Raw genomic sequence first — 14481 nt, forward strand, 5'->3', positions numbered from 1 at the left:
GGCCCGGCAGAGGCGGCGTATTTTTCTATCTGTTTTTCCTCTTCTGCCCTGCCATTTCTTTTGGGCAAAAGATATCATTTTTTCCGTATACTTAGCTGTTTGGCTTTCTTTTTGTATTCGGCCCCATGCCTTCCCTGCGGGAATTATGGGTCTGATTTTGGTTTTCTGGCTTTACTTTCTCGGTAATACTGTTAAATTCCTCATTTGATTTCTTCTGTGCCTGTTGTTCCAGTTTATCTTTATCCATCCAATCACCTCTTCTTTAGTATGGATTACAGGATCAAAAATATACCAAAGTTTTTCTTTCTTTGCCTTTTACCAACTTTCGTAAAAACTATCTAGCAGATATCAGTGAAGGAGACAGTTGTTATGCCACAATCCATTGATTCCTGTATTGACCGGATTGCCGGACATCCCACGCATATTGGCTATCAATATCTCTCGAAGGCAGTCCATCTCGTACTCCAATACGGTTACCCCACACGCAGCCTGACCATCTTTCTTTATCCTAAAATCTCAGAGGAAACCGGCGCCACCGCTCATAATGTCGCCAGAGCGATCGCCCGCGCCGTAGAAGATTGCTGGGAGCATGGAAGCCGCCGTGAATTGGAAAAGGTCGCAGGCCGGCATCTGCCGGAAAAGCCGACTCCTGGAGAGCTGATCTATTATCTGGTCCGCTATCTCTGCGATTAACCGCGCTGGATTAAAGAAACGCCGCCCCCGCAAAGCTTTTCGCTAAACGAAGATGGCGTTATGAGTGGGCCATTGGGGGCCCGAACCCCAGATATCCTGATTAAGAGCCGAATGAGTCTTGTCTCATTTCGGGTTGACAGCTCCTATTCCTTGTAGTAAATTTATTCTGGGAGCCAATAAGGGCGCATGGCAGGCCGTCACTCGCAAGAGAAAGGGGGCCTGGCCGATGGTTACATATGGTGATTTGTTCACTTTCGTGATCATGTTATTCGCTGTTGCAGCATTTTTTCGCAACAAAAAATAGCGCCCTCACCCTGAGCAAGTAGAGGCGCTATTTTTTGGAAACTCGAAAACCGGGCGGCCAGTTATGCGCTGGCTTATTGGCTCTCTTGTTAAGTCTATTATATGTCAACCTTGGCGTTTTTGTCAAGTCCCAGCCGGTGGCAGATCGCAGACAATAATTTTTTACATATCGCGGCAACCGATCAGCTGATGCACTATGATATTTACCGGCTTGATCCCATTTTCTTTCAGTCGGCTTATAAATACTAAGGTGGATACTCTTTGGCTTACGATCAAGTAATTGCGGCTGGTTAAAAAATACCAGCTACAACTACTCGTGACACATTTCGACAATCCCAAACACGAGGAAACGCCACCCCCGCAAAGCTTTTCGCTAAACGAAGATGGCGTTATGAGTGGGCCATTGGGGGCTCGAACCCCAGACACCCTGATTAAGAGTCAGGTGCTCTACCAACTGAGCTAATGGCCCGTATCATTTCCCGTCGGTAACGGAACGAGACTTATTATAGCGTATACCGACGAGAAATGCAAGTACTTTTTTGACAAATTATAAAACTTTTTTCAGGACCGCTTCCAGGCTCGCTTCCGGGGTCAAGCCCAGTACAGAGTCCACGATCTGACCATTCTGAAACAGCACCATATAAGGGATCGAACGAACTTGGTATTTCGAAGCGGTGGCGGTATTCTCATCGACATTCAGCTTGCCGATCACAAGCTTTCCCTCATAGCGGTCCGAAAGCTTCTCCAACACCGGGCCCATCATCTTACAAGGGCCGCACCAGTCGGCGAAAAAATCCACAAGCACCGGCTTGTCCGACTTCAAGACTTCTTCTTCGAAATTGCCGTCCGTAAAAACCTTTGTCATTTTGTTTCCTCCTATTTTCGTTGGTTATTCAAAGCATCCTTCACTTCATCCAGCCGTTTTTTTACCAGAAACGCCCTCTTATCCAGATTCCCTTTCCGGCTGGTCATTCTTGCCAACTTCGCCTGCCAACTTCTCCGGACACCCATATTGCACCCCACATCTGCCATTCTCATTTCTAGTATATGGAGCGCGGTCCCGTCCTATTCCGTTCCTTGATCGGCAATCAGCTTATAAATCGGATTTCCCATGGCAGAAAACCGTTCCTCATACTCTGTCATGATATTTCCTTCCTTCAGCTCGCTGTGATGCAGGTCATTGGTACTTGCGATCAGCCGCCAACCGCTTTCTGCCACCGATTCCAGAGAAAATTCAAACAGGCTCCGGTTGTCCGTCTTAAATTCCAAGCGGCCGGTCCGTGTCAAAATTTTTTGATAACGGGCCAGAAACGTGCCGGAAGTCAGCCTGCGCTTGGCATGACGGTCCTTCGGCCATGGATCCGAAAAATTCAAATAGATCCGATCCACCTCGCCGGGCGCAAACACCTCTGTGATATCCTCCGCGTCCATCCGGATCAGACGCAGATTTGGAAGCCTCAGCTCCTCCTGCTTCTGAACCGCGCGCAGCAGCACGCTGGAGTATTTCTCAATTCCAATATAATTAACATCCGGATGCGCCATGGCCATTCCTGTCAAAAATTTGCCTTTCCCCATTCCGATTTCGATATGAACCGGATCATCGTTTCCAAAAAGCGCAGCCCAATTTCCTTTTTGCTGCTCCGGGTATAAAACGACAAACTCGCTGTCCGCAATGACTTCGCGGGCGCCCGGAACATTTTTTAACCGCATGGTTTTCTGATTTCCTCCTCTGTCCCCTCAGGGTATTATGCCTTTCATTTTACCTGAAAACCCCAAGCATTTCCACTGTTTTTTTCAAATGATTGAAAATCATTCCATTTTGTGATATAAATACAAACGAAGTCCACAAGACCTCTTTTATTAATAAGGAGATAACTCATGAAAAAGCAACCGATCATCCGGATCCTCGCGCTTTTTTTGGCGTTCTGCCTTTTCGGTATGCCTCTGCCGGTTCTGGCGGGCACCGAAGAGGAAGTGCTGACCGATCTCACGGTTCTGGAGGGCATGCCCGCCACGCCGTCCATCGAAGCCCCGAACGCTATTCTGATTGAAGCGAAAACCGGCACGATCCTATATGCAAAAGGGGCAAACGAGTCCCACTACCCGGCCAGCATTACCAAAGTGATGACTGCGCTGCTGACCATTGAAAATTGTTCTCTGGACGATGTTGTCACCTTTTCTTACCGCGCCACCCACGAGCTGGAAGACAACAGCAGCGGAATTGCCCGCACGGAAGGGGAAGAACTGTCGGTCCGCGACTGCCTCTACGGTCTTCTGGTGGCGTCCGCCAATGAAGTCGCTCAGGCTTTGGCGGAACACATCTCCGGCTCCCTGGAAGCCTTTGCGGATCGGATGAATGAAAAGGCGGCTGAGCTGGGCTGCACCAACACCCACTTCGCCAACCCTTCCGGCCTGAATGACCCGGAACATTACACGACTGCCCATGATATGGCCCTGATCATGCGGGCCGCCGTTTCCAATCCCACCTTCCTGGAAATTAACTCCACCACCAGCTACACCATTCCTGCCACCAATAAGCACAAAGACACGCTTCCGATCACCATGAAGCATAAACTTCTCCTGCCTGGGTCCGGTCACTATGACTACGCTGTCGCGGGAAAGACCGGGTACACGTCTTTAGCCGGTTATACCCTGGTTACCTATGCGGTAAAGGATGATATGGAGCTGATCTGTGTGATTTTAGACGGACCGACCTCAGAATCCCGGTACACTTCAACCACCGCCCTATTTGACTATGGATTTAACCATTTTCAGATGTACCGTGTCTCACAGATCGACGATGGAACCCACTCCGGAATCGCCGCCTCCGACAACTCCTATCTGGACAACAGCATGCTGTCCCTGTCCGTATCGGCGGACGAATGGATTGTCCTGCCGGACTCTATCCCGGCAACCTCTCTGGAAACTCAGTTTTCCTGGAACGGAGGAGGGGACGGAAGCTCTCTGGCAACGGTCACTTATTCCTATCGCGGCGTCCCGGTCGGCACGGCCAATCTGACGGTAAAAACAGAGGAAGACTCCACTTTCCCCTACAACGGAGCATCGTTTGACAGTAAGGAACGCAGCAATATCAGTGTCTGGACGGTTGCCGGAATTCTCTTGATCGCAGCCGGCGCCCTCTTGGTTATCCTTCTTTTGGTCACACTCTTAAAGAGAAAGAAAAAACACTTTTATTCCGCTCCCCGCTCCCGCAGAAAAAGACCCCGCTCCCGCGGCAGATACTGAGACAAAAAGAACCCGCCGCAAGGCAGGTTCTTTTTGTGAGAAAGGAGAGGGTTATAAGGTCTTGTGGATGAGGCAAGAACCTTATTGGAAAACTATATAAACAACTTTTTTGTTGTTACATACAGTATAACCAAGAAACATGACGGTTATGTGTCCTGCCTCTTAAGGATTCCGAAATTTTAAAAAGAAAATCGAAACAGAATCGAAACTAGGAAGGAACACAAGCAGGCAGAAACCATTCGTAACAGGTCCCCATCTGTCATGATCTTCCTTTTTTTCTCCGATCCCTGCGTCTCGACCGAATCTGTTCCTTCTTTTCCCTTAATTTCTGAACTGCTTCCTCATCGGCCGGCTTAATCGTTTTCACCGCAAACACCCGTCCGTCCGGGGTCTTTTTTATTCTGATTTTTCCTTTGATATAACCATGCCTCGGACACTGCACCAAAGAAAGGTACACATTGGTCCCGGCGGAAAACCAGCGGATCCGTTTCCACACCGGCAATCCGCATCGGCTACATCTCATCGAGTTCACCACCCGGTCCATCATGGCTTCTTCTTTCGTCGAAAAGCTTTTTGAGACAAACTTCGTATAGGTGCCAAAATCCCGGTAAATCTCTTCCTGGCGGCAGGTGGGAATCCGGTGATAGTCCACAGATTCATAGCGGCTCACCTCTTCAAGATCCATCCGTTTCATCACCTCAGCCGTATAGTACGTGTCGTCAAAGGCCCGATGAAATGGGATCGTTTTCTCAATTCCCAAATATTCCACCGCCTGCTCCAAGGCCAGCCTGCTTTTTCCGTCATCGTAGAGAAGACTGAACATTTTCTGCAGATCATAAAAAAACAGAGGATTGGGCAGCGTATTTTTGATCCGGTAATAATCCATATTCCGTTGTAATTCATTTAAATCCAGGCTTCCCCAGGTCACAAACTTGAAGTCCTCCCCGCACCATTCTAAGAAATCACGGATCACGGGGGAAAAGGTCCTGGCTTTATCCAGCTCCTCCTGCTCCATATGGATCACTTCCTTGGTGCGAAAATGGAGGCGGCGGTAGACCAGCGGCCGGATCACTTCCTGAAACCGTCCAATTTCTTTTTTTTCTTCGTCCAGCTTGATCGCGCCGATCTCCACAATCTCAAAGGGAAGTTTCGGATTTTCTTTTTCCTTCCCTTGCGGGCACTGGTTCCATTCCAGATCAAAGATTACATAGTTCATAAGCGTTCCTTAGATTTGTTTATTCTAATACGGAAAAACGAGGTATTAGGCCAGTATCATGTCTTACGACATTATACCATGTCTTCGACATTGTATCGCTCCGCTTGGGATGGCCACTACGCTTCGCTTCGGGCCGGTATCATGTCTTACGACATTATACCATGTCTCCCCCAAAAAGGGAACTTTCTCGGTCTTTATTTTTTTCCGCGCAAATTCTTCTTTATTTCGTTTGCGTTTTCATGTATACTAGAGGAAAACGGAACGAAAAGCCAGCGCGGCGACTAATGCCGCGAGGTTTTTTCATGTCTTCGGAAGCGCAGGCCCCTGCCTGATGGTTCCGACATTATTTTTTACCGTAGATGAGGGGAAGCTATGGACATCCTATCTTTTTTGCCGCTCTTTGCCGGCATCGGCCTGTTCCTGTACGGAATGAACCTGCTGGCCAAGGCGATTGAGCGTTTGGCAGGCGCCAAACTGGAAAAAACTCTGGAAACACTGACCAGCAACAAATGGAAGGGCCTGGCCCTTGGCACAGGCGTCACCGCAATCATCCAGAGTTCTGCCGCCACCACGATCACCGTGGTCGGATTCGTCAACGCCGGCATGATGAAACTAACCCAGGCGCTCCCGGTTATCTTCGGAGCCAACATCGGTTCTACCGCCACCGCCCAGATTCTTCGTCTGGGAGATTTGGAATCCGGCGGTCTTTTTCTTTCCTTATTAAAGCCCTCCGCTTTCGCACCGATTATCATTGCCGTCGGAGCCGGCATTATGCTGATGGCCAAACGAAAAAAGACGAAAAATATCGCCAATCTTTTACTTGGCTTCGGCATTTTATTCTGGGGTATGACCACCATGGAGAACACCCTGTCGCCTTTGCGGAACGATCCCAATTTTCAAAAACTTTTCCTGGCGTTTGAAAATCCGCTTCTCGGTATTTTAGTCGGCGCACTGGTTACTGCTGTGATTCAGAGCTCCTCGGCTTCCGTCGGTATCCTGCAGGCGCTCTCGTCCACAGGGACCGTCTCCTTTGCCATGGCGTTTCCCCTGATTCTCGGCCAGAATATCGGCAAATGTCTCGCCGTGATCCTGGCAAGCTTCGGCACCAGCCGGAATTCCAAGCGCGCCGTGCTGGTTCATCTTCTCTTCAATATTTTTGGCGTCATCCTCTTTGCCTGCGGCATGTATGGGTTAAACGCCGTCTTCCACTTTACCTTTTTCAGTGAAATCGTGAACCGCGGCGACATTGCCACCATTCACACGGGATTTAACTTAATCACTGCTTTGGTCCTGATGCCTTTCGTCAATGCGCTGGCCAGACTTTCCGAACACCTGATCAAAGAAGATGAATCCCTTCATACCAGCCATGCCCTGGATTACCTGGACGAGCTGTTCTTGAAAAACCCCGGCGTCGCCCTGGAGCAATGTAAGAAAGTGCTCTACAGCATGGGGGACTCCATTCAGGAAAACCTGACGATAGCGGAGAGCCTTCTCCTGGACAAATATGACCTTCGCCAACTGGCCCAGTTGGAAGAAAATGAACGGTTTCTGGATAAGTGTGAGGCATCCTTGGGAGAATATCTGGTAAAAGTCACCAGACACAGCCTGTCGGAGCAGGAGTCCCACGAGGCCACGGAAATCCTCCAATGTGTCAGCGATTACGAGCGGATCGGCGACTACTGCGTCAATATCTCGGAAACCGCCGAATACATGTCGGAAACCAATATCGCATTTACCGAACAGGGGATGCGCGAGGCCCGAATCCTTTTTGAGGCCGTGCACAATATTGTCAATGAAACCCTGGCTGCATTCCAAACCGAGGAGAAAGACCATATTTCCTCTGTGGAACCGCTGGAAGAAGCCATTGACGCGATTATCGCCGAGCTGAGAAACCACCATATTGAGCGGCTGCAAAAAGGGACCTGCGCCGTTGATACTGGGATTTCGTTTATCGAACTGCTGAACAACGTCGAGCGAATCTCCGACCATTGTTCCAATATCGCAGTCTATATCGTTCAAAAGCAAAAAGTGGATGAAGACTTTGACCGCCACAGTTATCTGAAAGCCGTCCACCGCGGAGAGCTGGCCGGGTATCAGGAGCGTTTTAACAAATACTGTGAGCAGTACCTGGTTCCCCTCCTGGAAAACAAACCCAAGAAGGAAGGAAAGTCATGAACATACCCGCTCTCACCGCCGCCGATATTCATTACCTTCCGCCGGCAGTAAGCTGGCAGGACGCCATCCGCCTAAGTCTTCTCCCGCTCCTCGAAAGAGGCGCGGCAGACCCGGAATACGCGGATGCGATTATTCAAAACACATTGGAATTCGGCCCCTACTATATTCTGCTCCCGGAAATCGCTTTGATTCACGGCCGTCCGGAGCAGGGTGCCCGATCGGAAGGGCTGGCTGTAACGGGATTTTCCGCGCCGGTTGAGTTTCCGGAGAACCGGCCGGTCCGGTTAGTTTTCGCTATGACTGCGTTGGACAGTGAAAATCATCTGTCCGTTATGGCTTACCTTTCTCGCCTGCTCTCGGATGAAGAACGCGTGAAAAAGTTGCTTTCCGCTGCCAGCGCGGAGGAACTTTGCGCCGTCTGCCTGTCCGATTTGCCGATTCCGTGAGAATCCGGTCAAAAAACGGCAAAAAAAGTGTTTACATCTTCAAAATCCATGCTATAGTATTATCGGAGTGATTCGCGGCAACCGCCAAAGCCTCGTGGGATTGGCTTGGCTCTTGCTTTGCGGGAATAAAGGAGAGGAAAAAATGGCAATACAAAGAATTCTTTGCTGCTGCGCCTCCGGCGTGGGGTCGTCCCTGCTGATGCGGATGAATGTTGAACAAGCTTTGAAGGCGATGGGAAAAACAGGAATTACCGTGCGCCATTCATCCCTGGACAACGCATCCGCCGAGAACGCTGATTTGTTCATCGTAGGCGGAGATCTGGAAAAGTTTGCCGGAAAGCTCCCAAAGGTCATCGTGCTTTCCAATATAATGTCGATGCCGGAACTCACAGAGAAGCTTGCGAAGGCTTTTCACGAATAGAAGAATCTGGAGGTCAAATCATGGAGAAAAAGGAACTGCAGGCATGTAAGATCCATTCCGCAAAGGTGCGTCTGGATGTCCTGAAGATGCTGAAATGGAGAAGGTACGGCCATCTGGGCGGCGCCATGTCCATCATTGAGCTTCTTTCCGTCCTGTACAACCGTCACCTGCGCCACGACGCGAAAAATCCGAACTGGGAAGACCGGGATTATCTGGTATTGTCCAAGGGACACGCCGGCCCCGCCCTTTACGCGACGCTGGCCGAACAGGGCTATTTTGACAAAGATATGCTGTTTACCCTGAACGAAGGCGGCACCAAACTTCCGTCCCATCCCGATAAAACCAAGACGCCCGGAGTGGACGCCACCACCGGTTCCCTCGGCCAGGGCACTTCCCTGGCGGCTGGTCTGGGTTATACGCTGCGTCTGGAGCACTCCGGCCAGAAAGTCTATTTGATTGCCGGCGACGGTGAGCTGAACGAAGGTCAGTGCTGGGAAGCTTTCCAGTTTATCGCCTCTCACAAACTGAATGAGGTCATTGTTTTCATCGACGAAAACAAGCGCCAGCTCGACGGCTGGACGGAAAATATTATCCGCCAGTTTGATATTGCGGAAAAGATGCGCGCTTTTGGCTTTTACACCGTACGCTGCGACGGTTCCGATGAGGAAGCGATCGATAAAGCAATCGAGGAAGTAAAGGGTGTAAAAGATCAGGCGGTCTGCGTCGTCATGAATACGATCAAAGGCCAGGGATCCCCCTACTGGGAAGCTCTGGTGGACAACCACGCACCGAAATTCAACGCCGAAGCCGACGCTGCGACCGATGAAGATATCGCCCGCATCGAGGCCTGGCTGAAAGAAAACGGAGGGCTGTAAGCATGTGGAAATTAGCGATGGATGGAAAGGATCAGGAGCTTCGGGCCGTATTTGCCGACACCTTAAACGCCCTGATCGATGAAAATGAAAAAGTGTTTGTCATGGATGCCGACTTGGCCGGTGCATCCAAGTTTGGAAAAGTTCAGAAAGCCCATCCGGATAACTTTCTGAATATGGGAATCTCCGAGGCGAATATGATGTGCGCGGCCGCCGGCATGTCGATGCGTGGATACGTGCCGTTTGTCCATACCTTCGCGCCTTTTGCCGCCAGACGTTCCCTGGACCAGATTTTCCTCTCCGGCGCCTACGCCAAAAATACGATCAACATCTACGGTTCCGATCCCGGCGTGTGCGTGGCCGCCAACGGCGGTACCCACACTTCCTTTGAGGACGTAGCCATCATGCGGACGATTCCGGAAGCCATGGTTTTTGACCCGGCCGACGGCGCTCAGCTTGCCTGGCTGATCCGGGAGCTGGTTCCCTTAAAAGGAGTGCACTATATCCGCGCCAACCGGAAAAACACCGTGAATATCTATGCCGAAGGCTCCACTTTCACGATTGGAAAGGGAAATATCCTCCGGGAAGGTTCCGACGTTCTCCTCATTGCGATGGGCGAAGTCCTGCACGATGCGATCTACGCGGCGGAAGAATTGGCTGCCGAGGGAATTTCCGTGGAAGTCGTGGATATGTTCACGGTAAAACCGCTGGATTCCGAGTTGATCTTAAGGGAAGCTGCCGGCAAAAAGCTGGTCGTTACCTTTGAAAATCACAGTATCATCGGCGGACTGGGCGGCGCTGTCGCCGAGGTTATGGCCGAGGGAGGCTGCGGTGTAAAACTGAAACGGATCGGCGTAAACGACCAGTTCGGCCAGGTTGGAACGCTCTCCTATTTAAAGAGCGCCTTTGGCTTGACTCAGGAGAATTGTGTAAAGGTGATCAAAGAGAATCTGTAGTTTAGGAACCCCGCCGAACGAGTGAAAGGAAAAAGTTGCCTGCGGTCCAAGATCATCCGCAGACAACTTTTTTAATTGTTCTTCCAAATACGAAGTTTGCCCGGAAAAACAAGAGAAGCCTTACTCCTTCACCTGCGCGCCCAGCTGCAAGAGCCCGCCAATCCCAAAGAACAAGACCGCCCCGGCCAAAAGGATTCCGATGGTGAGCCCAAAGGAACTGCCGATCCGCACAAAAAATACCGCCAGCTTTTCCGCCAACCCAACGTTAAACTCCAACAGCGCAGGAAGCAGGACAAACAAGCCGACCGGCAGGCCAACGGAAAGTCCGATGGTCACCGCTTTTCCTCCCCGGTAGGAGAGCGCTGCCAGAAGATATCCAAAACTGTAAAGCATCAGGTATGCAGCAAGCAGGATCACAAAATTCATTGGGATATGAGCGAAAATTCCATCTTCCCACTGATAGAGCTGCACCAGCACAGGCCGGTAGGCGGTAAGATCCAAAGCCCGGTTGATCAGCGTCGCAAAAGAGGCTAACAACGTATCCATCATGGCCATCCCGGCACAGAGAATGGCATAGGAAATACACTGGGATTTCAGGATTGTCTTCCGGCCCACGCCACCCTGGATCAAAAAGTAAAAGTCTTCCTTAAACGAACAGCAGCCAATCACAAAGACGCAGATCAGTGTTGCCGATTCCATGCCGCCAAATCCTCCAGCATGGAGTACCCGGCTAAAAACCGTCATAAACACCAACAGCAGGATAATAACCAGATAAAAGGATCCGACCTCTCGTTTCATTGCGTTGAGCTGATAATAAATTGCTCCTTTTTGTTTCATACTTCTCCCTCCTCACCGGTCAGCCGGACAAAAAGCTTTTGCAAATCCATCTTGGACAGCTCCAGCCCCTCCGGAAGTGTATTCGGACTCTTTTCTCCCCAGAAATATGCTGCTTTCAGCCCGCCGAAACTTTCTTCGGCAATCACCGGCCGTCCCTGCTTATAGCGGTCCACATCCGCCGCTTTTCCGGAAACCGCATAACCCTGCTCCAGCAGTTCCTCCCGTGATCCCTGGTAGATCAGCTTTCCTTTTCGTATCAGCAGCACATCCTCAATCACATTGGCCACTTCCTCAATCAGATGGGTGGAGATCACGGCCGTAAACGGACGTTCCATGTACTTTTCCAGAAAGATCCGGTAAAACAGTTCCCGGTGATTGGCATCCAGTCCGAGTACCGGTTCGTCAAAAAAGATAATCGGATTGTTGGAAGAAAGAGCCATGATAATTTTAAAGATCGAACGGTATCCGGTGGACAGCTTATTCACTTTGGTCTTCATCGAAAGGCGGAACTTCTCCGCCAGGCTGTCAGCGTACTTTCTGTCAAAGTGCGGGTACAGTTTTTCACCGTAGCGGAATGCTTCCCTAACCTTCATCCCATCCGGATAAAGATCCAGTTCACTCATCAGATAAATCTTTCCCATCGCATCCTCAGACTTCAAGACCGGATTTCCATCCACCTTGGCCGCGCCCTGGTCGGGGAAAATCCAACCGGCTAATATCTTTAGGAGGGTGCTCTTCCCGGCCCCATTTCGCCCTAAAAGCCCATAAATTTTATTTTCTTCCAAGGTAAAACCGACGTCGTCCAGCGCCCTGATCGATCCATAGCTCTTCCCGATTCCCCTTGCTTCAATTCTGCTCATGATCAAATCCCCTCTCAATCATCTGCTTGATATCGTCTTTGGTCAGCTGAAGGCGCTTCGCCTCCTCCACCAGAGCTCCAATGTATTTATCGTAAAATTGTTCCTTTCGCTTTCCCCGAAGCTGCGCCGCAGCGCCTTCACTGACAAACATGCCGATCCCCCTTTGCTTATAAACCACGCCCGCGTCCACCAATAAGTTGATCCCCTTCAGAGCCGTCGCCGGATTGATCTTGTACCGGACGGAAAATTCCGTGATCGACGGAATTTGGCTGCCTTCGGGAAACACCCCGGATAGAATACCGTCCTCCAACCCTTCCGCTATCTGGAGGAAGATCGGTTTTTCATCGTCCAAATGTATCATTCGGCTCTTCCTTTCCACTTGTCTTTTGGTTAATTACTTGAGTGATTAACCATGCAACAAGTATAGCCAAGAATTCTTTGTTTGTCAAGAGTTTTTTGAAAATTACCGATAAGAACCGTTGCGGGTTTTGTCGGAACATGTTATACTACACTCAATTTCTATGAGAAAAGGAGAAAAACTATGGAAGGTTATGAAATGCTACAGGTCGGCTGGCTTTCCATCCTGCCGCCGCTCCTAGCCATCATTTTGGCTCTGCTGACCAAAGAAGTGTATTCTTCGCTTCTGATCGGCGTTGCCTCCGGCCTCGTCATCTACAGCTGTTCGGCTGGAACCGGCGTAATGGAAGGACTTTTTATGGTCCCGAAGATGATGGCGGAACAGATTGGGGGGAACGGTTTTATGATCTTGTTCCTGTCCCTGCTGGGCGCTTTGGTCGCTGTGGTCACCATGGCCGGGGGATCGCGGGCCTACGGGAACTGGGCCAGCAAAAAGATCAAGTCCCCCGCCGGAGCCAAGACCTGTACGGCCGCTCTGGGCTGCCTGATCTTTATCGACGACTATTTTAACTGTCTCACCGTCGGTACCGTAATGCAGCCGGTTACGGACAAATTCAAAATAGCCAGAGAAAAGCTGGCCTATCTGATCGACGCCACTGCCGCGCCGATCTGTATCATTTCCCCGATTTCCAGCTGGGCCGTCGCCGTAGCAGGGCAGCTGGGTTCGGAGGAAGACGGATTCTCCGCTTTTGTACAGGCAATCCCCTATAACTTTTATGCCCTGCTTACGATTATTATGGTCTTTTTCCTGTGTCTGACCAAATTTGATTTTGGACCGATGAAAAAGGCACAGGCGGACGCTCTGGACAGCGAATATCAAGAAACTGGAGTTTCCGATGAGATTCAGGGAATCCACGTCTCCCCGAACGGGAAAGTCCTGGATCTGGTCATCCCCATCATCGTCTTGGTGATCTGTTCCATCCTGGGAATGGCTTATGTCGGCGGGTATTTCACCGGGGAAGTTGGTTTCATCGAGGCCATCGGCGACCAGCCTACCTTCGGCCTGTCCCTCGGCGCTTTTGCCGCCCTGGTGGTTGCGGCCGTGATGTATCTCCCCCGCAAGCTTCTCACCTTCCACGACTTTATGAACGGCTGTGTCAGCGGTGTAAAGTCTATGGTCCCGGCCATCATGATTCTGACCTTTGCCTGGTCCCTCAGCAGCACCTGCCGTTATATGCTGGGCACCGGCCCCTTTGTCAGTGGTGTGGTGGAAAGTTCCGGCGTGCCGCTCAGCATCCTGCCTGCCTTTGTCTTCCTGATCGCAGCGTTTCTGTCTTTCTCGATGGGAACTGCCTGGGGAACTTTTGGCATTCTGCTGCCGATTGTGATTTCCATCTGTTCCGGCGAAGCTGGCGCCCCTTATATGCTCTCGGCCATGGGCGCCACCCTGGCTGGTTCGGTTTACGGCGACCACTGTTCCCCGATTTCCGACACGACGATCCTATCCTCCACCGGCGCCAAGTGTGATCACCTGAAACATGTGTCCACACAGCTTCCGTACAGCACATTTGTGGCGGCGATCTGTTTTGTCGGATATCTGCTGGCAGGCATCATGAAGAGCCCGTGGATCCCGCTGCTCTGTTCCGTGGCGCTGATGTTCTTCTGCTTCTTCCTGTTCAGCAAATTTGACGGGAAAAAACAGACAGAATAACCGTCTGTCCGGCAAGAAGGAGGCAGATCCAAATGGTTTGGACCTGCCTCCTTTTATTTTTTTAATAAATAAGGAATCCTTTCAAGTCTGCAACTTAGAACAGACCGCTGATCTTTCCGTTCTCATCCACGTCGATCTTCTCCGCCGCCGGCGCCTTCGGCAGACCAGGCATGGTCATGATATCGCCCGTCAGCGCTACGATGAATCCGGCTCCCGCCGAAATCTTCAGGTTTCTCACCGTCACCGTGAATCCCTTCGGCGCTCCCTTTAACGACGCGTCATCCGAAAAGCTGTACTGCGTCTTCGCCACGCAGATCGGGCACTTGTCGAAACCAAGCTTCGTCAGCTGCTCCGCCTGCTTCTTCGCATTTGCCGTCAGCTGCACTCC

At 50.8% G+C, this 14481-nt stretch carries 17 protein-coding genes and 1 tRNA gene; 8 read left to right on the forward strand and 10 right to left on the reverse strand.

Going from position 1 to position 14481, the window contains the following annotated elements; translation table 11 throughout:
• Positions 1–91: 91 nt before the first annotated feature.
• A complete protein-coding gene (locus MUB23_RS06995) occupies positions 92–247 on the reverse strand; it encodes a hypothetical protein (protein WP_244799656.1) in 156 nt (51 codons plus the stop codon).
• A gap of 122 nt (positions 248–369) precedes the next feature.
• Here MUB23_RS06995 and MUB23_RS07000 point away from each other — a divergent pair, with 122 nt between their 5' ends.
• The gene (locus tag MUB23_RS07000) at positions 370–693 is read left to right on the forward strand and encodes a sporulation initiation factor Spo0A C-terminal domain-containing protein (protein WP_244799657.1); all 324 of its coding nucleotides are present in this window, start codon (positions 370–372) and stop codon (positions 691–693) included.
• A gap of 699 nt (positions 694–1392) precedes the next feature.
• On the opposite strand, the gene MUB23_RS07005 is transcribed toward MUB23_RS07000, so the two are convergent.
• From MUB23_RS07005 to trmB, 4 genes are all read right to left on the reverse strand, one after another.
• Positions 1393–1465 (reverse strand) — tRNA-Lys (locus tag MUB23_RS07005).
• Positions 1466–1543: 78 nt separating this feature from the next.
• The gene (gene trxA / locus MUB23_RS07010; RefSeq protein WP_244799658.1) at positions 1544–1861 is read right to left on the reverse strand and encodes a thioredoxin; all 318 of its coding nucleotides are present in this window, start codon (positions 1859–1861) and stop codon (positions 1544–1546) included.
• An 11-nt stretch (positions 1862–1872) separates the two neighbouring features.
• The gene (locus MUB23_RS07015; protein ID WP_244799659.1) at positions 1873–2028 is read right to left on the reverse strand and encodes a hypothetical protein; all 156 of its coding nucleotides are present in this window, start codon (positions 2026–2028) and stop codon (positions 1873–1875) included.
• A 33-nt stretch (positions 2029–2061) separates the two neighbouring features.
• Positions 2062–2706, reverse strand: a complete 645-nt coding sequence (gene trmB, locus MUB23_RS07020; RefSeq protein WP_244799660.1) for a tRNA (guanosine(46)-N7)-methyltransferase TrmB — start codon at positions 2704–2706, stop codon at positions 2062–2064.
• A gap of 168 nt (positions 2707–2874) precedes the next feature.
• Between trmB and MUB23_RS07025 the strand changes: the two genes are divergently transcribed.
• Positions 2875–4242: a D-alanyl-D-alanine carboxypeptidase family protein gene (locus MUB23_RS07025; RefSeq protein ID WP_244799661.1), complete on the forward strand. Its 1368-nt coding sequence runs from the start codon at positions 2875–2877 to the stop codon at positions 4240–4242.
• Between the two features lie 259 nt (positions 4243–4501).
• On the opposite strand, the gene MUB23_RS07030 is transcribed toward MUB23_RS07025, so the two are convergent.
• Positions 4502–5458 (reverse strand): 3'-5' exonuclease, encoded by a 957-nt coding sequence (locus tag MUB23_RS07030; protein WP_244799662.1) that lies wholly within the window; start codon positions 5456–5458, stop codon positions 4502–4504.
• A 372-nt stretch (positions 5459–5830) separates the two neighbouring features.
• Between MUB23_RS07030 and MUB23_RS07035 the strand changes: the two genes are divergently transcribed.
• The 5 genes from MUB23_RS07035 (at position 5831) to MUB23_RS07055 (ending at position 10328) form a co-directional block, all read left to right on the forward strand.
• The gene (locus MUB23_RS07035; protein WP_244799663.1) at positions 5831–7633 is read left to right on the forward strand and encodes a Na/Pi cotransporter family protein; all 1803 of its coding nucleotides are present in this window, start codon (positions 5831–5833) and stop codon (positions 7631–7633) included.
• Positions 7630–8079 (forward strand): PTS sugar transporter subunit IIA, encoded by a 450-nt coding sequence (locus tag MUB23_RS07040; protein ID WP_244799664.1) that lies wholly within the window; start codon positions 7630–7632, stop codon positions 8077–8079. The genes MUB23_RS07035 and MUB23_RS07040 overlap by 4 nt, the downstream gene beginning before the upstream one ends.
• A gap of 142 nt (positions 8080–8221) precedes the next feature.
• Positions 8222–8500, forward strand: a complete 279-nt coding sequence (locus MUB23_RS07045) for a PTS sugar transporter subunit IIB (protein ID WP_244799665.1) — start codon at positions 8222–8224, stop codon at positions 8498–8500.
• A gap of 20 nt (positions 8501–8520) precedes the next feature.
• Complete coding sequence (locus MUB23_RS07050; RefSeq protein ID WP_244799666.1) at positions 8521–9375, forward strand: transketolase; 855 nt, start codon at positions 8521–8523, stop codon at positions 9373–9375.
• Positions 9376–9377: 2 nt separating this feature from the next.
• Entirely contained in the window at positions 9378–10328 is a 951-nt protein-coding gene (locus MUB23_RS07055; RefSeq protein ID WP_244799667.1) for a transketolase family protein, read from the forward strand.
• A 120-nt stretch (positions 10329–10448) separates the two neighbouring features.
• Here MUB23_RS07055 and MUB23_RS07060 read toward each other — a convergent pair whose 3' ends face one another.
• Genes MUB23_RS07060 through MUB23_RS07070 form a run of 3 tightly spaced genes read right to left on the reverse strand, consistent with a single transcriptional unit; the run spans position 10449 to position 12386 of the window.
• Complete coding sequence (locus MUB23_RS07060; protein WP_244799668.1) at positions 10449–11165, reverse strand: hypothetical protein; 717 nt, start codon at positions 11163–11165, stop codon at positions 10449–10451.
• Positions 11162–12025, reverse strand: coding sequence for an ABC transporter ATP-binding protein (locus tag MUB23_RS07065; protein WP_244799669.1), 864 nt, complete (start codon positions 12023–12025; stop codon positions 11162–11164). The genes MUB23_RS07060 and MUB23_RS07065 overlap by 4 nt, the downstream gene beginning before the upstream one ends.
• Positions 12012–12386, reverse strand: a complete 375-nt coding sequence (locus tag MUB23_RS07070; RefSeq protein WP_244799670.1) for a GntR family transcriptional regulator — start codon at positions 12384–12386, stop codon at positions 12012–12014. The genes MUB23_RS07065 and MUB23_RS07070 overlap by 14 nt, the downstream gene beginning before the upstream one ends.
• Positions 12387–12566: 180 nt before the next feature.
• On the opposite strand from MUB23_RS07070, the gene MUB23_RS07075 reads away from it, so the two are divergent.
• Positions 12567–14093, forward strand: a complete 1527-nt coding sequence (locus MUB23_RS07075) for a Na+/H+ antiporter NhaC family protein (protein WP_244799671.1) — start codon at positions 12567–12569, stop codon at positions 14091–14093.
• Between the two features lie 94 nt (positions 14094–14187).
• Here MUB23_RS07075 and MUB23_RS07080 read toward each other — a convergent pair.
• The coding region (locus tag MUB23_RS07080) for a formate--tetrahydrofolate ligase (RefSeq protein WP_244799672.1) at positions 14188–14481 on the reverse strand (294 nt) is incomplete at its 5' end.

It is taken from the genome of Cuneatibacter sp. NSJ-177, from assembly GCF_022867805.1.
Lineage (GTDB): Bacteria > Bacillota > Clostridia > Lachnospirales > Lachnospiraceae > Pseudolachnospira.